The sequence below is a fragment of the Paenibacillus curdlanolyticus YK9 genome (assembly GCF_000179615.1).
In the GTDB taxonomy this organism is placed as follows: domain Bacteria; phylum Bacillota; class Bacilli; order Paenibacillales; family Paenibacillaceae; genus Paenibacillus_T; species Paenibacillus_T curdlanolyticus.
Map to the genome: position 1 here is coordinate 410552 of NZ_AEDD01000001.1, position 21906 is coordinate 432457.

Here is a 21906-nt window from a genome sequence, read left to right on the forward strand (position 1 = left end):
TGGAAATGAATGGATGAGCTGCGGTTAGTTGCGAATCGTGACCCGCGTTCCGACCGGAACGAGCGCGGAAAGTGCCAGTACGTCATTATTATACATACGGATGCAGCCATGGGATACCACCTTGCCGATAGAGGCAGGCTCGTTGGTGCCATGAATGCCATAATGAGGCTTGGAAAGTCCCATCCATAACACGCCGAACGGTCCGCCGGGATTCTCTTGTTTGTTAATGATGCGAAATTCGCCAGTCGGCGTGCGAGTCAGCATCTTGCCAATCCCGACCGGGTAAGCATTCACCACGATATCGCCATCAAGCAGGTAAAGCTGTCTATCGGATAAGTCGACGATAATTCGGTAATTGGGCATGAGGATCCCTCCGAGTTTATCGTATGCGGTGGTGAGTTGGTTTGACTGGGAGGAGGGGAGAGAGGATAGGATGCCTATGTAATCAGAAAAAACGCGCCAGATGCAACGTTTCCGTTGATCTGACGCGTTTTTTAATGTAATGATCTGTAGTGGGCTCGAACCACTGACCCCTACCCTGTCAAGATAGTGCTCTCCCAGCTGAGCTAACAGATCAAATCGAAGGTACTTGCTATGTCATGCGAAACAAGATAAGAGTGCCTAACTACTATAACATCCTGTAAGGTCCTTTGTCACGTATTTATTGAGATTTTTTATTTTTTCACGTTATACTCTTCTCTATTCTTCTGGTATTTATGATTGTGCTATGCGGATGAACGCAGGTTGAATACGGAAGGACACGATGAGCAATTCGAAAAAAAGGTTGACCCCATGTGAGTCAACCTTAAGTACAAATTATCGAATGTTTCCTATGGAATTTTTAGCGGTATCGTGTCTAGTCTTCAAAACATTAGATTCTGCGAATGCTGATCCAGCGAAAACGGCAATTGATAGTGTTAAAACAAAGACAGTACAAGCAATCTTCTTCAAACTACTCACCCCCCTTAAGGGATATTATACCATGGGCTGCTCAGTTTTTTACTAATACAACTGAATACGGAAGAACCTGAGGAGGCTTTGGCATGTGGGTAGTTTGGGAAAGCGATGAAGTGCGATATGTATTGTCGATGATCAGAAACAGGCATTTTTTAAAGAGTATGAGGATCAAGTTGTGAGAGTAAGGATAATGTTCAAGGCGAGGGTGAGATGCTGCTACAGTGTGGGAGAACAACAAACGGATTGCCGAGCGTATGGGCTGGTCTAGTTTTTCTGCACCAAATCCGCACCAACAGCTAAAATTAATAGAGCTACACATCTGTTCGGAAGACAAATAAAAACCGCAAGCCCCGTAGTATCAAGGCATTGCGGTGTATTGTTTAGGAATGATCTGTAGTGGGCTCGAACCACTGACCCCCACCCTGTCAAGATGGTGCTCTCCCAGCTGAGCTAACAGATCACAATTGAAGCGACGTTTATTAATATAGCATGATGGGGGTGAGATGTCTACTCTTTTTAACGAAATGATTCAATTTAATTTATTCGCCGGTTTTCATTTGATGCGATTAATGGATTAGGGAGTTAATGGTTAAGGGGAAAAATGGTCTAGTTCCAGCTGTCCCTGCATACCGTAGTACAAAGCTAAGAGGAGGCGGATGCTTGGATGGCGGCGGAATACGCCAATTTGGTCGTCTGGTTAATCGGCTTGTTCGGTATTGTCGGGATCGTACTAGTGAACGTCGCACGGTTCGTAAACAAAGATTCTTTGGCTTATGATGAGGCGTTTGTATGGAGACGAAGGCTTCCCAAGGAGGCGCGACCCAAGCGGAACGGTTAGCAGGACTGAATCTCGCCATAAGTGGTTACACTATACAGGAAAGCGTAATGTTGTCACTTAATGGAGGAGTCAAGTTGAAGTTCTCATGGTCGGCATGGGCCGGCGCAGCTGCAGGAGCTCTGGCTGCGCTGCTTCTATGCGTATTGGCATTTGGTGCGGCGCATGAGCAGAGCTGGTTCGGGCAATCCAAATCGGCGCGTGCCGTGCTGTCGGATGTGTACTCGAACAATGTGACGGACAGGGTCTACGGAGAGCCCTCCAGTGAGCAAGGGAACGGGCCTCAATCACCTTCTAATCGGGTGGACGAGCTCTATTCCCCGACGGTTACGGATGAGCAATCCGAGGATTCTACCGACTAACTACGAATGATAAGGGGTAATCATCATGGTACAAGACAACCGGGAAACCTTCGTTGCAGTTCAAAAAAATGGCGATGGCGATTTAACTGGCTTCAAAACCTCAGCGGGACGTGAGCTGGCTTACGCCGAGGCGCTGGAGCTCGTGCAAGCTGGGCAAATTGCAGGCGTCAACGCGTTCAAGGGACGCGACGGTGAAACGTATATTCGCGGAGACGCCGACGGCGATCCAACGAACAATTTGGATCAGCTTCCGCTGTTCTAAATGGCATAAACAATCAAAAGCGGCAGCTGGGCTGCGTGCAATGGACAGGCATTTGACCTAATCCAACACGCGCCCAGGCTGCCGCTTTTTTATGTTTTCAACCGTTTTAGGTAACTTCGTAGGTCTTTCCTTGCTCAATGAACGACATGCTTCCCGTGCGGCCAATGAAATCAGGCATCGTATCACCGTAATGCATAAGCTTCGTAATCGCCTGAATATGCTCCGGAAGCGTCAGCAGCTCGTCGATGCACGCGTGAACAACGCCGGGGGCGATGAGCTGGCAATCGTGGAAAATAAGCTGGACGCCGCGTTCGTCGACAAGCTGCTGCAGCAGCTCTGGATTGAATTTCATATCAGCGCTGTAGAAGAATGTGCCGTTGATAAGGAAGGAATAGCTGAGCCGTCCCTCGATATGCTCCGTCTGAATCGGCTCTACGACGAGGCCGGGCGCGATGGTCGTCGGCTCGCCGACCGGCATTTCACGGACGTCGAAGAAATCATCCAGCGATTGCAGCGGTCCCTGTGTCAAGCCGCCCTTAAGCGTGTGCTCCCACAAGGGCTCCCGCAGCGGCTGCGGGAGGTAGAGCACAGGCTTGCGCTGATGGACGAACATCATTTGGAACGCGAGCTCCTCTAAGCCGCCCACATGGTCGCCGTGGGTGTGGCTGACGAGCACGGCGTCTAAATCGCCAAAACGGATGCCGAGCTGGTGCAGCGCAGCGGGTCCCGTTATGCCGCAATCAAGCAATAGTCGAAAGCTATCGGCGTCGATAATGGCATTGTTATTGTAATAGCGTTTGGCGAATGCGCTCCCTGTGCCGATCATCGTAATGGAAGTGGTCATCGGTCAAGCTCCTTTCAGTCTCGTTTGCAAATCTTGTATATGGTTCACATTAGCATGGACAATATTGCACGCGCAATGTGGCAAGCTTCTTAAAATTAGAGTCTCCTTGTGGCGCTTCAGTGGGTACGCGTCCGCACTTTCATTCATATCATGGGAGAAAAGCTTCATGATACTGCGAATAAAGGTGTGGACCTCCATGAGCAAGGGGAAATCGAAAGCGTCGAAGAAGAAGAAAAAATCAGCATCCGATCGGCGCCAAATGTTTATGAAGCTAGTATTGTCAGACACCTGTGCCGTATGTAAAACGCCATGCGCGCGCGGCATGCAATATTGGGAGCATATGAAAGAGCCGGGATCGATCGGCAAGGGCATTCCTTGTCCCCTGACGAAGACGTACCGCTAGTTCAGCGTTAAGCTTCAGGAAATGAATTGGGCAATTTCCCGGGGAAGCGCACAGTTCTACATGAAATGACAGCGCATGTTTAATGTTGCGTAAAACATTTCATGCATTGGCGCAACTTTGGTTCGTAAGGGGAGTATAACCTTTCATCAGAACTGCGATGGAGGGTTGGCGACCATGAAGTTTAGTAAACTAATCATTGCGACACTGCTGCTGTCCGTATGGGGCGGAAGCATGATTTTTGCTGATAGCGTTGCCCAGAAGGTACGTGTAGTAGTGAATGGCAGCGAGCTCGATGACGCGGGCTTGCTGCAGGACGGCAAAACCTATTTGCCGCTTCGCCAAATTGCGGGAACGCTGCAAGCGCTCGTTTCATGGGATGAGAATTCGAAAAAAGTTACGGTGTATAAGCCAAACGTTCATATGTTCTTATTCCAGGACAATGTCATCTTTGGCAATGTAAATAAAAATAATCGTTACACGTTTAAAGTTTTTGCGCAGATTGACAATTTGCTCACCGATGTTGCGGCCGTGAAGGTATCGATCTCTGACCCGTATGGCTCCGAGAAAGTAATCCAGCAGCAAACCGTTAACGTCACGAAAGACAATTTCTGGTTCCGTACGGAAGATATCAAATACAACTTCGATGCAGCAGGCAAATATTCGGTTCGTTTCTATATGAAAGCGGGCGATTCGGATGAATGGCGTCAAGTATCGGAAAAGCTGATTACCGCACAATAGCGTACAAATGGAGAGCTCTGTCAGCCTTGCAACTGATAGAGCTTTTGGTTTGACCGGATTCCATGAACATGATACGATACGATGGTGTATGTGTATAACAGCGCATTAATGAACGAAATGGGGTAACGTAAATGAGCGAGCATGAGCATCAGCATGGCGATGATTGCGGTTGCGGCCATGATCACGATCATGAAGAGCATGTATTTGTACTGACGGACGAGGAAGGCCAAGAGCGTGAGATGGTAATGGTTTACACGTTCGAGTCCGAAGAGAAAGTATATGCGGTACTGATCGACCGCAACGATCCAGAAGCTGACGGTATCATCTTCCGTATCGAAGAAGAGAACGAGGAAGCATTCCTCGTTGGTATCGAAGACGACGCTGAGTGGGATCGCGTAACGAAAATCTACGAAGAAATCGCAGCTCAAGGCAACGAGGGCTAATTGTGATTTCGTAAAGCCAATAAGACCGCCGCGGAATGCTCCGCAGGCGGTCTTATTTTTTTTATCTTATTTGCGAGGGTTATAGTACATAATGCGGCCATTGAAAAGCTGCAATTCAGCTTTCAGCCGTTCTGCAATGAAACGGCAAAGCTCATTAGCCTTGGCGTGATCGGCATGCGTCGATCCGTCCGGCAGGACAACTTGAATGTAAGGCGTGCTGTTAACCGTTTCGAGGGAAGGGCTGGTATCGGCCGTGCCCACGCCGATGGCAATGTGTCGATATCGCGAAGCTTTGCCGCGCAAGTACAGCCACTGCGGTATTGATTCGTTCGGTGGAGTGACAGGTTCGATCGAATAAGGGAAGGCTGCTTCTTCGTAGTTCCAGTCGAGCTGAAAGCCAGTACGACGTACTGCATCCTGATAAGCGTGCAGCGACAGCTGCAAGTCATCCAGCGTCAATCCATCGGGTGCGGTGGAGCCTTGCACCAAGCGAATGTAAGCGGTCTTGCTCATTCGGACACACCTCCGCCCTCATCATAGCATGGGTGGTAACCCTTTACAATTGGCGCGGTATTGGCACATAGAAAAAAACGACGGCTGTTCGCAGCGCTCACCGCGTGCGAATCAAACCGTCGTCCTTTTAAAAGATAGCTTCTTCCTCAACGATAACTTTAACGAATTGGATGCTGCGATCCTCAGGGCCTTTGACTGGCAGACCAACTTCGACATGATCAACGATATAGTCGATGTTCTGCTGCGAGATCACTTCGCCTGGCAGCAAAATCGGAATGCCCGGCGGGTAGACGTAAATGAACTCGGCGATGATGCGGCCAGCAGATTCTTTGAATGGTACGAGCTCAGTTTCTGCATAGAACGCATCCCGTGGGGTAAGCGAAAGCTGCGGAATCTCGGGAATTTTGACCACGAGCTCTTTTACTTCGCCTTTCTGATGGAACTCATCGGACATGGTCCGAAGCGCTTCAAGCAGCTTGTCCACCGTCTCGCGTGTATCGCCAGTCGTAATCAGGCAAAGAATGTTATACATATCGCTCATCTCGACCTCGAGATTGAAGCGGTCGCGCAGCCAGTTCTCAGCTTCATATCCGGTAATGCCCATATGGCGAACGTGAATCGTTACTTTGGTCGGGTCGTAGTCGTACGTAGCTTCGTCGCCCAAAATCTCCTCGCCGAAACAATATAAATCTTTAATACGGTTAATCTCAACGCGTGCATATTGCGCAAGTTCGATCGCGCGCTCTGCGAGCTGATGGCCGTTTATCGCCAGATGTCTGCGCGAAGTATCGAGCGATGCGAGCAAGATGTAGGAGGTTGACGTCGTCGTCAGCATGCTGAGAATGGTTTGCAGTCGAGTCGGATTCACTCGGCCAGCGCGAACATTCAGAATCGAGCTTTGCGTCATCGATCCGCCTAGCTTATGTACGCTCGTTGCAGCCATATCTGCGCCTGCCTGCATAGCGGACATCGGCAGTTTCTCGTGGAAATGAATAAGAACGCCATGCGCTTCATCCACAAGAACAGGCACATCATAGCTATGCGCAAGGTCGACGATTTCCTTCAAATTGGCGCAGATGCCGTAATACGTCGGGTTAATGACAAGCACGGCTTTCGCATCAGGATGCTTCTCAAGCGCCCGTCGAACGGAGCGGGTCGTAATGCCGTGGTCGATACCTAGGTTGCTGTCGCGTGCCGGCGAGATGAATACGGGCCGTGCGCCGGAGAAAATAATCGCCGCCATAACCGACTTATGGACGTTGCGGGGGACAATTATTTTTTCGCCAGGGCCGCAGACGGCCATGATCATCGTTATGATTGCACTGCTTGTGCCTTGGACGGAAAAAAAGGTATAATCGGCTCCGAAGGCATCCGCTGCCAATTTTTGCGATTGTTCGATAACGCCAGTCGGTTGATGCAAATCATCGAGCGGCGCGATATTAATCAAATCGATTGATAGGGCGTTTTCGCCGATAAATTCCCGGAATTCAGGGTCTGTGCCCATCCCTTTTTTATGTCCAGGAATGTGGAATTGCAAAGGATTGTGCTCCGCATGGCGGCGAAGCGCGCTGAAGAGCGGAGTATTGTGATGATCCATCGCTTCATCCCAGCCTTTCGTGTAGCTTCTAATTAACAAACAAGGTTGAGTATAGCAAAAACAGGGGGGAATGCAAGCGTGTTTTTGGCCTGACAGCAGGTCGCTTCCGGCATTGCATCTCGAACAGCGCTTTCGAAAGGAGCAACACATGTCTATTGGGACCGTAGTAGCGGGGAGAAGAAAGGTGCTTACGTCTCCGTTCGTCATTCAATTGCTTATCATTATGTTTTTCGTGGAGTTCGTCAAAGGGGCGTTGATCGTCTCGATCCTGCCCGTCTATATGGGCACGGTGCTCGGTTTATCCGCTTATGCGATTGGCTGGGCGCTCGCGCTTCAATATATTGGTGACAACGCCTTCCGAAGTCCGCTCGGCTGGATTATCGATCGCGTCGGCTATCGCACGGTTATGCTGTTTGGCGTCCTGCTGACCTTCGCCTCTGTCATTATCGTGACCGTGACGGACGATCTGCCTTGGATTATTTGTGCTTGCGTGCTAATTGGCATGGGGACGTCGCCGCTCTGGCCCTGCGTTATAACGGGGGCGACTGCTGTTGCAGGCAACGAAGCCGGAGGCACGATCATGGGCGTCGTGTATATGGCTTGGCTGACAGGCGTTGGTGCTGGCCCGATCGTCATTAACTTTTTCATCGCCAAATCGAATGAATCATCATCCTCGTACGATACGGCGTTCAAGCTGCTCATTGCGTTAATGGTGATCGTCCTGTTCGTTGCGCTGTTCCTTCCCGGACGAACGAAGTCTCGCGAGCTGGAAGGCAAGGAAGAGCAGGCAAATCCGGAGGAGCACGAGCATCTTCCGCTTGGCGAACGAATCCGAGCTTATCTGGCTAAAGTAAGCAGCTCGATGCATGCGAGCAAAGTGCTGTATCCGGCTATGTTTTTGCAAAATTTTGCGCTTGGGCTTCTTGTCCCGATCCTGACGCTGTATGCGCGCACGGTGCTCCATTTGACCCCGCAGCAGTATAGCTATTATTTGCTTGCAGGCGGAGCTTTCACGGTGCTGGGGCTTATTCCGATCGGAAAAGCGGTCGATAAGTACGGCACGAGCCGGTTTTTACATATCGGATTCCCTGCTGCTGCCATCTCATTGCCGCTGCTCGGCTATACGCGCGATCTCGTTCTCGTGCTGCCGATTGTCGCGTTGGTTGGACTCAGCTACGCTTTCATTATCCCTGCGTGGAATGCGCTCATCGCAGAAGCGATTCCGAAGGAGGAACGCGGCGCGGTGTGGGGCTTCTTCCTCACGATTGAAGGGCTCGGCATGGTGCTCGGATCGATTATGTCGGGCAAAATGTGGGACAGCTTCGGGCCGCATTCGCCATTCCTGGTAAGCGGCGTCGTATTGATTACGCTGTTTGTTCTCCATTTGTTCATCACAAGAAAGCCGAAAGTTATGGTACGATAGGCAAATGGAGGGATTGTCGTTATGAAAGACAAACGTTTGCTAATCGTTATGGCGACGCTGATGATTACGTTCGTCGGCTTCGGCATTATAATTCCGGTTATGCCGGAGCTCATTTTGAAGGTGAGCGCTGGAGATGCGGAGACGCATACCGGATGGATGCTCGCGCTTTACTCAGCGGTATCGTTCCTATTATCCCCGTTATGGGGCGGCTTGTCTGACCGGATCGGTCGGCGGCCCGTTATTCTGATCGGCGTGCTTGGCTTCGCCGTCAGCTTCCTGTTGTTCGGCTTGGCATCGGACAGCCTGCCGCTCATGTACGCTTCTCGCATTTTGGGCGGGTTGTTCTCAGGCGCAGTCACGTCGGTAATCGTCGCTTATGTGGCAGATATTACGCCGCCTGAACAACGGACCAAAGGGATGGGGCTTGTCGGCATGTCCATCGGCCTTGGCTTTACGATCGGCCCTGGCTTCGGCGGATTGCTTAGCCAAATCTCGCTCGCAACGCCATTCTATGTAGCAGCGGCGTTGTCGGGCGTAACCTTTATTCTCGCATTTACGAAATTAACGGAGTCGCTGCCGCCAGAACGCCGTCGTTCGTCGGCAGAGAAGCGGCCTTCGCGCTGGAGCGCCTTTACGGGACCGCTCAAATATTTGTATGTGCTCGCGTTCTTCGTTTCCTTCTCGCTGGCCGGCATGGAGGCGACGCTGCAGTTTTTTGGCATCAAACGATTTGACGTAACGCCAGGGCAAGTCGGCTTCATGTTCTTCGTCTGTGGCCTCGTCGGCGCGCTGATCCAAGGCGGCGTCGTTCGCAGGCGAATCAAGAAAGGACAAGAGCCGGTGTACATTATGCTCGGCCTTACGATTTCGGCGGTCGGATTTTTCCTGCTGCTATACGCGCATTCGCTCGCATGGGCGACGATGGCGCTCGCTGTATTCGGTATTGGCAATGCGCTGATCCGGCCATGCGTCACTTCGCTTATTACGCAGAAGACGCAAGTGGGACAAGGCGTCGCATCGGGCTTGAGCTCGTCGATGGACAGCCTCGGCCGAATTCTCGGACCGCTGCTCGGTGCGTATTTGTTCACGGTCGATATGCAGCTGCCTTACGTGGCAGGCTGTGTCATCTCGCTTGCGGCATTGCTGCTGTTAGCGCAGTTCCGCCGCTTGGATCGGCATTCCGCCGTTAGCAATGAATCGAAGTCGGTTTAACAAGTGAAAAAATGCCTCAGCCCCGTCCTTACGATGGGCTGAGGCACTTTTTAGTTTGATCCTCCGCTTGCTCGATGGCTTACATTCGGCGATGCTTGCGCAGCGCCAGCACATTGAGGATGGCGAATAGGGCAGAAAAACCTAGCAGCACATAAGCATCGGCTTGAATATCCGTCCAGCCTTCGCCCCGAATCATAATGCCTCTCATCGCGTCAGCGCCGTAATACAGCGGCATGATATTGCTTAACTTTTGCAGCCATGGGTTCATCGCATCGAGACTAAACAGACCAGAGAAAAACGCCTGCGGCACGATCACGATTGGAATGAATTGAATGATCTGAAATTCCGTGCTGGCGAACGAAGATAGCAGCGTGCCTAGCGTTAGAGCCGTCAGGGAGAGCAGCAGGTTGATCAGCAGCATGTAGCCGATCGAGCCCGTCATATAAAGTCCGAGCACCTCGACGGAATACCACGCAATCAAGGTTGCTTGCAATAAAGCGAAAATGCCGAAGCCTGCCAAATAACCGGCAACGACCTCATGCCGCCTGATCGGCGAAGCTAGCAGCCGTTCGAGCGTGCCGCTCGTTCGCTCCCGCAAGAAGGAAACTCCCGCTAGGAGGAATACAAAGAAGAAGGAGAAGAAGCCGATCAGCACGGGACCAAAGGAGTCGAACGGCGCCATGTCGGCGCTTCCATGCAGGTAATGGACGGCCGGTACGGCGGCAGGCTGAGCAGACTGGCTTTGCAGCGTATCTTGAAGCAGCAGTAGGACAGCTCGACTAGTGGAAGGGTCGCTTCCTTCTAAGGTGATGCTAGGCTGCGATCCGCTGCCGCCAATCGCGATTACCGCGTCCAAGCTGCCGTTTTGTAGCGCATCCAAGGCGTTCCCCTCATTTGAAAATGAAATAACTTCAGCACCCACATGCTCAATCTGTGCTTGAAGGCCCGAAGGCAATCCAACAACACCAATGGCTGGGGATGTCGATTGGCCATCGAACACTAGCTTCATTAATGTCAATACAAGCAGCGGCGCGAGCAGCAGCAGCGCCAACGTTCGGCGGTCTCGTGCAAATTGTTGGATAATTCGTAAGGCTAACGCACCGATTCTCATGCCCGAGCACCGCCTTCCGTACGTTGGCTGAGCGTGATGAACGCTTCCTCAATGCTGGCAGCCCCTGTATGCTGCAAAATGCCTGCCGGCGTATCGGTCGCGATAAAGCGCCCTTCGCGAATTAAACCCAAGCGGTCGCATTGCTCCGCTTCATCCATCACATGCGTCGTCACGATGATCGTCGTTCCATTGCGGCTAAGCACATGCAGCTCTTGCCAGATCGATTGGCGCAGCACAGGGTCGATGCCGACGGTGGGCTCATCAAGCACGAGAATTTCCGGTTCATGCAGCAAGGCGATGGCAAGCGACAGCCTGCGTTTCATTCCGCCCGAATAGGCGGCGACCGGGTTGCCAAGATGCTCAGCGAGGTCGACGAGGGCTGCGGTTTCCTCGATCCGACGGTTAAGAGCGGAGCGCCGAAGGCCGTAAAGCTTGCCGAAGAAAGCCATGTTCTGCCGTCCAGTCAGCTCCATATAGAGCGCGTCTGATTGCGCCATATATCCGAAGCGGTGAAGCATTTCGAGCTTCGGCATAGGGACGCCCAGCATATGCACCTCGCCGGCATCGGCACGATCAATGCCAGCCATAATTTTGATCAGCGTTGTTTTTCCAGAACCGGATGGCCCTAGCAGGCCGAACAGCTCGCCTCGATGAATCGTTAGCGAAGCACGGTCAAGCACGGTTCGGTGCCCGAATGCCCGTGTCACATTCTTGAGCGCTACAGCGGTGGAATGCTGCGAAACGATGGTCATTACGGTCACTCCTTTATTATAAGAATGTAGACTCACAAGAATTATAAGATGGAAGCGATTACTTGAGAAGGGCATGGATTCGCCTTTGATCGAACTAGACTTTAGTCTAGGTATTTGTCCTTCTATAGACTGAGAGAAACTTCCATCTGAAGGCGAGTTTTAAATACCGACCTTGGACGTTTTCGTCCGTATGCTCCGGCAGGTATGATTACGAAGGGTAGTTGAGAGACGGAAATAAAAGGAGACGGATGGAGAATGAGTAGATTGACGGAGTGGGCATTTCGCAATCGAGCGGCTGTCATACTGTTAATTATTATGGCGCTCGGAATGGGTGCAATGAGTTATGCAAGATTGCCAATGGAATTCCTTCCTAAGATGGATCAGCCGCAGGTTCAAGTGACGGTTATCGCGCCTGGATACGATGCGAAGTCGGTGGAGAAGCTGGTTACTGGCCCGCTAGAGAACGCGGTTCAGTATGCAAAAGGGAAAAGCGATATGTTCTCGACGACCGGCAACGGTTACGCGAGCGTTCAGATCGCATTTGATTCCAAAACAAACATGAAGGACGCGAAGGCTGAGGTAGAAAAAAGCGTTGCCGCTGTACAGCTTCCTGAGCGGGTAATGAAGCCGTTCGTCGTCCAGTTCGATACGTCGATGATCCCGATTTCGTGGGTTGCAATAACGTTCGATGCCGGCATGAGCGATGCGGCTAAAGAACAGCGTGTCAAAGAAATCGAGGCAGAGATCAAGAAAGCGGAAGGCGCGGGCCAAGTATCGGTTAGCGGCCGTTCGGCGCCTGAAGTGAGCATTACGCCAAACGCGAGCAAGCTTGCCGAGAAGCATGTGACGACGCAAGCGATTATGGGCCTGCTGCAGAGCAGAGGCGTTGCCGCTTCGATCGGCGAGCAAAACATCGCAGGCGCAGCGAGCAACGTGAATGTCGATGCAACGATCGGCGACTTGGATACGCTTCGCAAGCTGCCTGTTGCACCGGGTGTAGCGCTTAGCGATGTCGCAACGGTTGAGCTGTCCAAGAAGCAAGAGAGCATTGGACGCGTGAACGGCAAGGATACGATTATGATTACCGTATCGAAAACGGCGAACGCGAATGCCGTTACGGTCGGCAAGAATGTCCAAAAAATTGTCGATGACATTAACAAGGAAGGCAAAGGCGTCGAAGCTTCCGTTATGATCAGCACATCGGATCAGGTCGTCAAATCCGTTAACAGCATGCTGCAAGAGGTGCTGATGGGCGCATTGTTCGCAACGGTTGTTATCCTGCTGTTCATGCGCAATATCAAAGCGACGTTGATTACGATCATCTCGATCCCGTTGTCGCTAGGCATTACGTTGTATTTGCTCCAAATTTCGGGCGTATCGCTTAACATCATTACGCTCGGCGGCGTTGCGGTAGCTGTCGGCCGTTTGGTCGACGATAGCATCGTCGTTATCGAAAATATTTATCGCAGGCTGCAAAAAGAATCGTTCTCGATGAAACTGATCGTAGATGCGACGAAAGAAGTATCGACGGCAATCACATCGTCCACATTGGTTACAGTTGCCGTATTCCTGCCAATGGCGCTGCTTCGCGGCTCCCTGCAGGCGCTGCTGCTGCCATTTGCACTGACGGTCGGCTACTCGCTGCTCGCATCGCTTATCGTCGCATTGACGGTAGTGCCAGTTCTTAGCGCAGTACTTCTGCGCGGTACGAAAATGAAAGAGCATGAAGGCTCCAAACGCTTCGCAGCGTTCCTTGCTTGGAATTTGAAGCACAAATGGGTAACAATTCTCGTAGCAATCGTATTGCTCGTCGGTTCCGTAAGTGCTTATTTCGGAATGCCGAAGGGCGCTTTGGATGCTTCCAACGCAGAAATGCTTAATGTCACGCTGGAATATCCGAGCGATACGACGACGGATAAAGTTCTCGCAAACGGTACGAAGCTGGAGCAATACCTTTCGAAGCATGAAGCGGTTAACTGGGTGTTCATGCAGTACGGCAACAGCGCAGACGGCGCGCAATACGGCAATGTATCCTCGCCGACTGTTGTAACGTACATGATTGACGTGAAGGACGGGGCAGATGCTGAGAAGCTGATGTCGGATACGAAGGCACAGAAAGCAAGCCTGGAGGGCGGCGAAGTTGAAGCGAATGCGACGAGCCTCATGTCCGACGGCGGCGGTTCCTCGGTATTCGTCGACATTACGGGCGACGACGTTGCTCAGCTCGAAAAAACAGCAGGCACGTTGATGGCATCGATCAAAGATGTCGATGGCATCCTCAAAGTATCCAGCAACCAAGAACAGAAGAAGCCTGTTTACACGTTCCAAGTTGATCCGCTGAAAGCGCGCGGTCAAGACGTTGCAATGCAGCTGCAAGGCATGCTGAACCCGATTCCGGTCGGCAGCATTAGCTTGGAAGGCCGTGACTCATCGGTTGTGATGCAGCCAATGATCAAGACAGATTCCGAGCAAAGCTTGAACGGCTTGACGGTCATGACGGACGCTGGCCCTACGCCAATCACGCAAATCGCGAAGCTCGTTAAGAGCGAAGAGCCTAGCTTGTACTACCATAAAGACGGCAAGACCTATGTTCGTGTAACCGCACAAGTGGATTCCGATAAGCTGTCTGTTGTCGGCAAAGACATTCAGACGAAGGTTGATGGCTTGAAGGTTCCTGAAGGCGTGAAAGTTATTGTCGGCGGCGCATCTGTTGATCAATCCGGCGACATGGCAGATCTGGGAATGACGGCGTTGATCTCGATCTTGATCGTTTACTTGATCATGGTTGTGACATTCAAGACGCTCCGCGCTCCGCTCGCTATTCTGGTATCTCTGCCGCTTGCGGCAATTGGCGCGGTCATTGGTTTGATCGTATCCAATGTTACGCCTGATTTTACGGCCATGTTCGGTGCGCTCATGCTCATCGGTATCGTTGTGACGAACGCGATCGTATTGATCGACCGTGTGAAACAAAACGAAAAGACGATGTCGATTCGCGATTCGTTGATCGAAGCAGCGACCACTCGTATGCGTCCAATCGTAATGACGGCTATCGCAACGGTATCGGCGATGCTGCCTCTTGTATTCGGCTCGCACGAAGGCGGAAGCATCGTGTCCCAAAGCTTGGCAATCGTCGTTATCGGCGGCTTGACAGCGGCAACGCTGCTCACATTGGTAGTCGTGCCTTGCGTTTACGAGCTGTTCTTCTTCCGCAAATCGCGGAAGCAGCGTCGCGACGCTTCCACGAACGTGGTGACCGATACGCGCAGCAAGCCAGTAACGCAATAAAATAATGGGAGGCAGATGCGGCGCTAGTCGCCGCATCTGCCCCGAAACTAAAAAAGACCGTCTTAGCGTAACTGCTAAGACGGTCTTTTTGCTCTTAATAAAGGCGATCTATTATTGCTGTACAGCAAGGCGATACAGCGGCATCAACGCCTCATACGTTTTGAGAGCTTCTTCGAAAAGCGACTCGCCATCTTGCAATAACGCTTCTTCGAGCGGGAAGTGGCGACCGATGAGGAGCTCGGCGGACTTTACGTCGCGGAAGCGCACGAGTGCAGCCTGCCAATCCTGCTCGGACATTGTTTTTACAGGCGCAGCCTCTTTTTTCATATGATCCATCGAGATGACATAGTCGGAAGGGACGGTGCTTCGTACCGTATCCAAATGATTCAGCAGCGTTGTCGCCACTTGCGGCTTGGACGGGAGCTCGTAAATAAACGCCAGCCACATAAAGAGATGATCATCGAACAAGCCAAGCTGGAAGTGAGGATGCGCTTTATAGCCGCGCTTGTTTTCGCAGAGCGACATCCAGGTGTCCTTCGGCGGATTTACGGTGCGGCGGGCATGCTTGGCGATATGCAAGAACAGCTCGCCGCCTGCGGCTGGCGCCAATTCAGCGGTGAGCTTTTCGCCAAGCGCGCGGAATTTGGGTTGGATCCGGGATTGAATGGCAGCCATTCGTTCGTCGAGACCGTTCAAATGAAAAACGTTAAAGTCATCGCGAACAAAGCCGGCCTCCTTGATTGGCAGGGTAGGGAGTATCGTTGTATTCGTCATTAGCAGTCGCTCCTTAAGGAAGTTTCAAGTAGAAGATAGCAATTTGCGTTCGGTCGCGCAGCTCAAGCTTATTCAAAATGTCGGAAATATAGTTTTTGACGGTACCTTCGCTTAAGAATAAGGAGGCGGCGATTTCTTTATTGGACAATCCGTCCGCAATATGGCGGACGATCGATTGCTCGGCGGCGGTTAGGCCAAAGGGGGCGAGCTCTCGCTTCGGTTCGACGGCTTGCGCCTCAGGCGCCGGCCTGCTTGCTCCATTGCCGATCATGCCGGCAAGCTTGCGAGCGACGTCGGGGTGGATGAGCAGCGTTCCTTCATGTATCGTTTTGATCCCGCTGACGATTCGGCTCGGCGACACATTTTTAAGCATATAACCGTTAGCGCCGTTCCGGATCGCGGCGGCGATATATTCATCATCGTCGAACGTCGTGAGTACGAGCACCGCGGGCGGCCGTTCCATCAACTTGAGCAGCCTAGTGCCCTCCACGCCGTCACAGCCAGGCATGCGCATATCCATCACAACGACGTCGATTTCGTTCTGTAATGCCATCTCATAGGCAGCACGCCCATCCGCGCAAGTGCCGACCACCTCTAGCTCGGGGTCGAGCCCGAGTATGACTTGCATGCTTTCTCTTATAAAAGGATCGTCATCGACAAGCAGCAGTCGAATCATGAGTTCGTTCTCCTTTCCGCTTCCTCCGATACGTGCAGGGCGCGCTGGAGGGCTGGCAGCCTTGTCATGACGGCAAACTGCTCGTCAGCATGCCAAGTGACGGTTCCGCCGACAAGCGCTGCACGCTCGGACATGCCTCGCAGGCCTAAACCTGATTTGATCGCGCCGCCCGGGATGGCGCCATTATTGGAAACCGTCAGCTGAATGCCCTCGTCCCCGCAAAAACGCAGCAGCACCTCGACGAAGGTGGCGCCGCCATGCCGGACGGCATTCGTGATCGCTTCTTGTGCGTTGCGATACAAAATATACTCCATGCTAGGATATAGCGGTGCCGGATTTCCGTGCAGTGTGAAGCTGACGTCAATGCCGAGCAGATCGCAGGACTCCTGTACGAGTCGATCGATCGCATAGATGCGGCTGTCCTCTTCGGGAGCAGCCAGCTTTCTAACGGTTTTGCGCATCCGTTCCATGCTCTCCTGCAGCTGATCGCGTATTTGCTCTACCGTATGACGTGCCCGCTGCGTATCGATGTCGAACAGGTGCAAGGTAGCTTCCGACATCATTTTGACGCGAATTAAGCGATGGCCCAGATCGTCATGAATATCTCTTGCGATCCGATTGCGCTCCTCGGTCTGAGCATATTGCTCAATTTGTGCCGCATAATCCAGCAAGCGGCGGCGTGCGCCCTCCAGCTCTTCATGCTGGCTAGCCAAGCGCTCATAGAGCAGCTCCGCCCGTTGATGCTTCTCGTTATTCTGTCTTGCAGCGATGAGAATCGCAGCTAGCATAAGCCATAGCAGCGAAGCCGCGGCTATCAATTCCGCTGGTCTCTCGCTTAAGGAAGCGAGCTGAACCGCCAAGCCGCCCATTGTCCATAAGGCAAGGACGGCAGGACGGGCGCTCCTGGAATAGATCGCAATCAAGGTCGAATAGGGGAGCAGGAATAAATAACCTTCCCATCGCTCGGATATGGCGCCAAAGCCGATAAGCTCAACGACAAGCAGCGGCACCGTTAATTTAGGGATGAGCTCGCTTAGCTTCACGGCCAGCAGGCCGAGCAGGATGGAGCTGATGAGTCCGTCGGCAGCGAAGCCAAGCGGCTGCGCGACAAGGGTAAGAATAGCTGGAATCACGATAAACAAATGGCGGAGCCATTTCATTAGGCTGCTCATGCTATGGCGTCTCCTAAGCAACAGTTTGTTTCATTATAGCATAGGAATTCAGCTCGGGCGGCGAATGAAAATGACTTTTGTCACCTCATTCCAATGACTTGAGAGACCTGTTATTCCCTAATGATTCCCTTACAATGAGTACAGGAAGCAAGTTCAGAAGGGATGGATGAGAGATGAAGCTGGTGGAGCTGCGTGAGGTTGTCAAAAAATATGAAGAAGCCGTGACGGTGAATCACCTGTCGCTTGATATTGAGGAAGGCGAGATTTTCGGGCTGTTGGGGCCTAACGGAGCAGGCAAAAGCACGACGATCGGAATGCTGTCTGGCTTGATCAGCGTAACGAGCGGAGACATTCAAGTTGGCGGGCATTCGATCAAGCGCCGTCCGCTTGACGTGAAACGGCAAATCGGGCTGGTGCCGCAGGATCTTGCGATATACGAGTATTTATCCGCTCGCGAGAATGTAACGTTCTTCGGAAAGCTGTACGGCCTTCGGGGCAAAATGCTCCGGGATCGCGTAGATGAGGCGCTCGCATTCGTCGGCTTGCTGGACCGCGCCAAGGATAAGCCGTCTACCTTCTCAGGGGGAATGAAACGTAGGCTGAACATCGCTTGCGCAATCGTTCATCGGCCGAAGCTCATTATGATGGATGAGCCGACGGTTGGCATCGACCCGCAATCCCGCAATCATATTCTGGAGTCTGTCCGCGAGCTCAATCGCCTAGGCTCGACCGTCATCTATACGAGCCACTACATGGAAGAGGTTGAAGCGATTTGCTCGCGAGTCGGCGTAATGGATCATGGCAAGCTGATTGCCTGCGGCACGAAGGAGCAGCTGCTCAGGCAGGCTGGGCAGGAGGAGAAGCTGCTGCTTGAGCTGGATCAGGAGTCGACTGGCGCGATGGACGAAATTCGCAATCATCCGCGCGTAAAACGCGTGACAACAACAGGCGAGCGGCTGCTTGAAGTGTTCGTGAAGGAGTCGACTACCGTCCTGCAGGATTTGTTGTTCATTCTGAACAAGCATGGCATTGCGCTTCGAACGCTGACGCGAGTCGAGCCGGATTTGGAGTCGTTATTTTTGCATCTGACGGGCCGCACGCTGCGCGACAGCTAATTCAAGCGAGAGGGGAGAAGTTCGTAATGGGCGTATGGTGGACGTTGGCTCGATATGAGCTGTTGAAATATAGCCGGATGCGCAGCGTGTTAGCCATTCTGTTTGGCTTGCCGCTCCTGATCATTCTATTGCTGGGCAATGCATTCGGAGGCGAGATGAAATCGGCGAAGGTAGCGCTGGCGATTCAGGATCAGGGTGAGCTCCGCGAGCAGGTCCAAACCTATTGGCACTCGGATGCACTCGGCAAATTCGTGGAAATTGAGGATGCGGCGTCGGAGGAAGAGGTCAAGTCGCTGGTCGAATCGGGCGGAGCCGATTATGGCGTCGTCGTACCAGCAGCTTTCTCCAAAAATGTGATGGCAGCACAGCCAGCGCATTGGGAGCTGCTCCCAGGCAGCAAGGTAGAGAAAAATATAGCGGTTGAGGCGGTCGTCGAGCGTTTCTTGGCCGAGGCGGAATTACGCCAATCAGCAGCGATAGCAGGCTATCCATTGCCCCAGCAGGGAGGGGCAGCTGAGGCGGAAGAAACCCCGAGTGACGAGTCGCTTGTTACGATAGGGACGCTTGGCGCAGGTAGCGATGAAGCGTTCGGCTCCGTCTCGCCCATCCAGTATTATGCGGGCGCTTATCTGATCATGTTCCTTCTCTACGCAGGCATGTCCGGCACAACGGCGCTCATGACCGAACGAGAGCGGGGAACGCTTCAACGGATTTTCTCGCAGCCGGTATCCGGCATTAGCGTGCTGTGCGGCAAATTAGGCGGTGCTTTCTTGTTGGGCATTTTGCAAGCTGTTGTTATTGTAGGCTTTACAGCTAACGTATATGGCGTACACTGGGGCGCTCACATGGAGCTGCTTGCAATCGTCTGCATTCTGACCATCGTGGCAGGCATCGGGCTGGCACTGATCATCGCATCGATTGTACGAACGGTGAAAGCGATGCAGTCCGTGTTCTCCATTTTCTCCTTCGTTGCGGCGTTCGTAAGCGGGAGCATGGTTGCAAACATTGGCGGCATCATCGATAAGATCGGCCGCTTTACGATTAATTTTTGGGCAATGAAAGGATTGAGGGGGATTATGATGGGGACCGGCGGTGCGGAAGTATGGGGACAAATCGGCGTATTGGCTGCGATTGCTGCCGTTCTAATCTCGGTAGGAGCATTACGATTGTCCAAGGTGGTGAACCAGCATGTCTAGTCTCGTTATTGCAGGTCAACTGGTTCGCCGGATGCTGGGCACCCGCAAAGATATATTTTTTTCGCTGCTCCTGCCCGCTATCGTGCTAGCTGTCATCATCGGCTTTGTCGCATCCCAGCAAGATCGCGCTGCTGTGATCGAGGTGACGAATAAGGATCAAGGGTCGTTCGGCAAGGCGGTCGTCGAGCGGCTTCAGCAGGAGAAGAAGTTTACGATCAAATGGCTGAATGACGAAACGGAAGAGCAGCGCAAGGAAAGCGTAATGGACGAGAAAGCAGACGCCGCCATCTTCATACCGGCTAATTATTCCAGCCAACTGCTTAGCGGCAAGCAGCCGAAACTAGCGATGTACCGCATGAATGAGCAATTATGGAATGCGTCGCTTGCCTTGTCGCTTCAAGCCGAGACGGCTCGGCAGCACCATGCTGCGCTGCTGCTGCAGTCCTCCCATGCGCTGAACGAGCATCATTTGACGGCATTGCTGGATAAAAGGGAGCAGCTCATTCGAGCGGACCAAACGCCGACAGCGCTAGGCATTGCCAAAGAACAGCCGATTACAGTCGGCATCATGCTGCTGTTTGTTTTGATCCTTGCTACGCGCTCCATTAGCCTCGTCATGGAGGATCGCGAGAAACGGACGATGGCGCGCATGTTCGCTGCTCCTGTCCGAGCAGTTGACATCGCAGTCGGCAACTTCTTGGGCAGCGTAGCTACTGGAACGATGCAGCTGTTGATCATGGTCGGCTTGTCGTGCTACGCATTCGGCTACGATCCCGGATTTTCGCCAGCGATGCTGTTCCTTGTGCTGGAATGCTTCTTGTTCGCAGCGGTTGGACTGTGCTCCGCGATAGCTGGTTTAGTGCGCAACGGCATTCAGCTTGGCCAGATCAGCAATTTGATCATTACTCCGACTTGCATGATCAGCGGATGCTTCTGGCCGGTTTCGTTTATGCCGGACTATATGCAGAAGCTTGCTAATGCAACGCCGCAGCTGTGGGCGATCGAAGCGATCAATCGCCTGTCGATGGGCCATGGACTTCATAACGCGGTGATGCCGATCCTCATTTTGGTGCTGTTTGCCGCTGTGCTGCTTGCGTTCGGCGCTGTCGTCCTTCGGCCGAGCCGGGGAGCAATTGGAAGCTGATGGCTGCGTCCTCCAGCAGAAGATATGCATTGTAATTTATGGCGAGATGTAATACACTGATCGCAATTGCATATCTCGGGAGCTTGTGGAAGCAGGCTGAGAGTACGGCTAATCCGTCGTAGACCGTTGAACCTGTTGGATAATGCCATCGTAGGGACGCGTATCACGCTAAAGTGATGATTAATAGCGCTTTGCTTGCACCTGCAGGCAAAGCGTTTTTTTGTATTTATATACATAGGGAGAGTTAAAAGAGATGGATATACAGCATGCAGCGGAGCTGCTAGGGAAGGTCAGAGCGCTAAACCCGCTTGTAACGAGCATGACCAACGTCGTCGTGACGAATTTTACAGCGAATGGCTTGCTTGCGTTGGGAGCGTCGCCGATCATGGCCTATGCGAAGGAAGAAGTAGCCGATATCGCACGCATATCGAGCGCACTCGTTCTCAACATTGGCACGTTGAATGAAACGGATGTTGCAGCTATGAAAATCGCAGGCGCTTCGGCGAATGCGCATGGTGTTCCAGTTATTTTTGACCCGGTAGGCGCAGGAGCAACGGCATATCGGACACGCGTATCGCAAGCGATCATGAGCGAGCTGAACGTTGCCGTCATTCGGGGCAACGCGGCGGAGATCGCGAACGTGATCGGCCGCGAATGGCAAATTAAAGGGGTAGACGCAGGGACCGGCGAGGGCAATGCGGCAGAACTGGCGCAGGCAGCGGCACGCCAGCTGAACACAGTGGCGGTTATTACCGGCAAAGACGATGTTGTTTCCGACGGGACGCGGACGATCACCGTCCATAATGGCGATGCGATTTTGACGCGCGTTACAGGAACAGGCTGCTTGCTCACCTCTGTCATTGGCGCGTTCACGGCCGTGGAGCAGGATCGCGTGCAGGCTTCAGCTGCTGCATTGATCGTTTATGGCGTTGCAGCGGAGATTGCGGCTAGCAAGACCAAGGAGCAAGGGCCGGGCAGCTTCCAGATCGCGTTTTTGAACCAATTGTCGCTAGTATCGCCGGAAGATGTGCTGCGGCTTGGCAAGCTGACGAGCCAGCACGAATAGGGCATTGATTTTGCATAGAGTAG

Annotated in this window: 22 protein-coding genes and 2 tRNA genes; 13 read left to right on the plus strand and 11 right to left on the minus strand. The window is 52.6% G+C overall.

Annotation, left to right across the window (positions count from 1 at the left end; all coding sequences use genetic code 11):
• Positions 1 to 24: 24 nt before the first annotated feature.
• The 3 genes from PAECUDRAFT_RS01890 to PAECUDRAFT_RS01900 all read right to left on the minus strand — a co-directional run bounded on the left by PAECUDRAFT_RS01890 (position 25) and on the right by PAECUDRAFT_RS01900 (position 1417).
• On the minus strand, positions 25 to 363 hold the full coding sequence (locus PAECUDRAFT_RS01890) for a L,D-transpeptidase (protein ID WP_006036398.1): 339 nt from the start codon (positions 361 to 363) through the stop codon (positions 25 to 27).
• 140 nt (positions 364 to 503) lie between these two features.
• A tRNA-Val gene (locus PAECUDRAFT_RS01895) sits at positions 504 to 576 on the minus strand.
• A 768-nt stretch (positions 577 to 1344) separates the two neighbouring features.
• Positions 1345 to 1417 (minus strand) — tRNA-Val (locus PAECUDRAFT_RS01900).
• Between the two features lie 204 nt (positions 1418 to 1621).
• Between PAECUDRAFT_RS01900 and PAECUDRAFT_RS26065 the strand changes: the two genes are divergently transcribed.
• From PAECUDRAFT_RS26065 to PAECUDRAFT_RS01910, 3 genes are all read left to right on the plus strand, one after another.
• Positions 1622 to 1795 (plus strand): hypothetical protein, encoded by a 174-nt coding sequence (locus PAECUDRAFT_RS26065; RefSeq protein ID WP_006036400.1) that lies wholly within the window; start codon positions 1622 to 1624, stop codon positions 1793 to 1795.
• Between the two features lie 74 nt (positions 1796 to 1869).
• Positions 1870 to 2154 carry a hypothetical protein gene (locus PAECUDRAFT_RS01905; protein WP_040710904.1) on the plus strand — a complete coding sequence of 95 codons (285 nt, stop codon included), beginning with the start codon at positions 1870 to 1872 and terminating at the stop codon, positions 2152 to 2154.
• Between the two features lie 25 nt (positions 2155 to 2179).
• Entirely contained in the window at positions 2180 to 2416 is a 237-nt protein-coding gene (locus PAECUDRAFT_RS01910) for a DUF3892 domain-containing protein (RefSeq protein WP_006036402.1), read from the plus strand.
• Between the two features lie 106 nt (positions 2417 to 2522).
• On the opposite strand, the gene PAECUDRAFT_RS01915 is transcribed toward PAECUDRAFT_RS01910, so the two are convergent.
• Positions 2523 to 3260, minus strand: a complete 738-nt coding sequence (locus PAECUDRAFT_RS01915; protein ID WP_006036403.1) for an MBL fold metallo-hydrolase — start codon at positions 3258 to 3260, stop codon at positions 2523 to 2525.
• A gap of 196 nt (positions 3261 to 3456) precedes the next feature.
• Here PAECUDRAFT_RS01915 and PAECUDRAFT_RS01920 point away from each other — a divergent pair, with 196 nt between their 5' ends.
• From PAECUDRAFT_RS01920 to PAECUDRAFT_RS01930, 3 genes are all read left to right on the plus strand, one after another.
• Positions 3457 to 3663, plus strand: coding sequence for a hypothetical protein (locus PAECUDRAFT_RS01920; RefSeq protein WP_040710919.1), 207 nt, complete (start codon positions 3457 to 3459; stop codon positions 3661 to 3663).
• A gap of 174 nt (positions 3664 to 3837) precedes the next feature.
• The gene (locus PAECUDRAFT_RS01925; protein ID WP_006036405.1) at positions 3838 to 4401 is read left to right on the plus strand and encodes a stalk domain-containing protein; all 564 of its coding nucleotides are present in this window, start codon (positions 3838 to 3840) and stop codon (positions 4399 to 4401) included.
• Between the two features lie 131 nt (positions 4402 to 4532).
• Positions 4533 to 4844 (plus strand): DUF1292 domain-containing protein, encoded by a 312-nt coding sequence (locus PAECUDRAFT_RS01930; RefSeq protein WP_006036406.1) that lies wholly within the window; start codon positions 4533 to 4535, stop codon positions 4842 to 4844.
• 66 nt (positions 4845 to 4910) lie between these two features.
• Here PAECUDRAFT_RS01930 and PAECUDRAFT_RS01935 read toward each other — a convergent pair whose 3' ends face one another.
• Positions 4911 to 5357 carry a DUF1885 family protein gene (locus tag PAECUDRAFT_RS01935; protein ID WP_006036407.1) on the minus strand — a complete coding sequence of 149 codons (447 nt, stop codon included), beginning with the start codon at positions 5355 to 5357 and terminating at the stop codon, positions 4911 to 4913.
• Positions 5358 to 5484: 127 nt separating this feature from the next.
• On the minus strand, positions 5485 to 6954 hold the full coding sequence (locus tag PAECUDRAFT_RS01940; RefSeq protein WP_006036408.1) for an aminotransferase class I/II-fold pyridoxal phosphate-dependent enzyme: 1470 nt from the start codon (positions 6952 to 6954) through the stop codon (positions 5485 to 5487).
• A 148-nt stretch (positions 6955 to 7102) separates the two neighbouring features.
• Here PAECUDRAFT_RS01940 and PAECUDRAFT_RS01945 point away from each other — a divergent pair, with 148 nt between their 5' ends.
• Together PAECUDRAFT_RS01945 and PAECUDRAFT_RS01950 are read left to right on the plus strand one after the other, a co-directional pair.
• The gene (locus tag PAECUDRAFT_RS01945; RefSeq protein ID WP_006036409.1) at positions 7103 to 8377 is read left to right on the plus strand and encodes an MFS transporter; all 1275 of its coding nucleotides are present in this window, start codon (positions 7103 to 7105) and stop codon (positions 8375 to 8377) included.
• 21 nt (positions 8378 to 8398) lie between these two features.
• Positions 8399 to 9589, plus strand: coding sequence for a tetracycline resistance MFS efflux pump (locus PAECUDRAFT_RS01950; RefSeq protein ID WP_006036410.1), 1191 nt, complete (start codon positions 8399 to 8401; stop codon positions 9587 to 9589).
• Positions 9590 to 9668: 79 nt separating this feature from the next.
• Here PAECUDRAFT_RS01950 and PAECUDRAFT_RS01955 read toward each other — a convergent pair whose 3' ends face one another.
• Both PAECUDRAFT_RS01955 and PAECUDRAFT_RS01960 read right to left on the minus strand, forming a co-directional pair.
• Positions 9669 to 10700, minus strand: a complete 1032-nt coding sequence (locus PAECUDRAFT_RS01955; protein WP_006036411.1) for an ABC transporter permease — start codon at positions 10698 to 10700, stop codon at positions 9669 to 9671.
• Positions 10697 to 11452: an ABC transporter ATP-binding protein gene (locus tag PAECUDRAFT_RS01960; RefSeq protein ID WP_006036412.1), complete on the minus strand. Its 756-nt coding sequence runs from the start codon at positions 11450 to 11452 to the stop codon at positions 10697 to 10699. Before PAECUDRAFT_RS01960 ends, PAECUDRAFT_RS01955 begins: the two co-directional genes overlap by 4 nt.
• Before the next feature lie 255 nt (positions 11453 to 11707).
• Between PAECUDRAFT_RS01960 and PAECUDRAFT_RS01965 the strand changes: the two genes are divergently transcribed.
• Positions 11708 to 14740, plus strand: coding sequence for an efflux RND transporter permease subunit (locus PAECUDRAFT_RS01965; RefSeq protein WP_006036413.1), 3033 nt, complete (start codon positions 11708 to 11710; stop codon positions 14738 to 14740).
• Positions 14741 to 14851: 111 nt separating this feature from the next.
• On the opposite strand, the gene PAECUDRAFT_RS01970 is transcribed toward PAECUDRAFT_RS01965, so the two are convergent.
• From PAECUDRAFT_RS01970 to PAECUDRAFT_RS01980, 3 genes are read right to left on the minus strand one after another with little or no spacing between them, the layout of a single operon-like run.
• Positions 14852 to 15514: a YktB family protein gene (locus PAECUDRAFT_RS01970; protein WP_006036414.1), complete on the minus strand. Its 663-nt coding sequence runs from the start codon at positions 15512 to 15514 to the stop codon at positions 14852 to 14854.
• A 13-nt stretch (positions 15515 to 15527) separates the two neighbouring features.
• Positions 15528 to 16190, minus strand: coding sequence for a response regulator (locus tag PAECUDRAFT_RS01975; RefSeq protein ID WP_006036415.1), 663 nt, complete (start codon positions 16188 to 16190; stop codon positions 15528 to 15530).
• The gene (locus PAECUDRAFT_RS01980) at positions 16187 to 17362 is read right to left on the minus strand and encodes a sensor histidine kinase (RefSeq protein WP_006036416.1); all 1176 of its coding nucleotides are present in this window, start codon (positions 17360 to 17362) and stop codon (positions 16187 to 16189) included. Before PAECUDRAFT_RS01980 ends, PAECUDRAFT_RS01975 begins: the two co-directional genes overlap by 4 nt.
• 173 nt (positions 17363 to 17535) lie before the next feature.
• Here PAECUDRAFT_RS01980 and PAECUDRAFT_RS01985 point away from each other — a divergent pair, with 173 nt between their 5' ends.
• The 4 genes from PAECUDRAFT_RS01985 to thiM all read left to right on the plus strand — a co-directional run bounded on the left by PAECUDRAFT_RS01985 (position 17536) and on the right by thiM (position 21883).
• The gene (locus PAECUDRAFT_RS01985; protein ID WP_006036417.1) at positions 17536 to 18477 is read left to right on the plus strand and encodes an ABC transporter ATP-binding protein; all 942 of its coding nucleotides are present in this window, start codon (positions 17536 to 17538) and stop codon (positions 18475 to 18477) included.
• A 26-nt stretch (positions 18478 to 18503) separates the two neighbouring features.
• A complete protein-coding gene (locus PAECUDRAFT_RS01990) occupies positions 18504 to 19673 on the plus strand; it encodes an ABC transporter permease (protein ID WP_006036418.1) in 1170 nt (389 codons plus the stop codon).
• On the plus strand, positions 19666 to 20817 hold the full coding sequence (locus PAECUDRAFT_RS01995; RefSeq protein WP_006036419.1) for an ABC transporter permease: 1152 nt from the start codon (positions 19666 to 19668) through the stop codon (positions 20815 to 20817). The genes PAECUDRAFT_RS01990 and PAECUDRAFT_RS01995 overlap by 8 nt, the downstream gene beginning before the upstream one ends.
• Positions 20818 to 21070: 253 nt before the next feature.
• Positions 21071 to 21883: a hydroxyethylthiazole kinase gene (thiM, locus tag PAECUDRAFT_RS02000; RefSeq protein ID WP_006036420.1), complete on the plus strand. Its 813-nt coding sequence runs from the start codon at positions 21071 to 21073 to the stop codon at positions 21881 to 21883.
• The last annotated feature ends 23 nt before the right edge of the window (positions 21884 to 21906 follow it).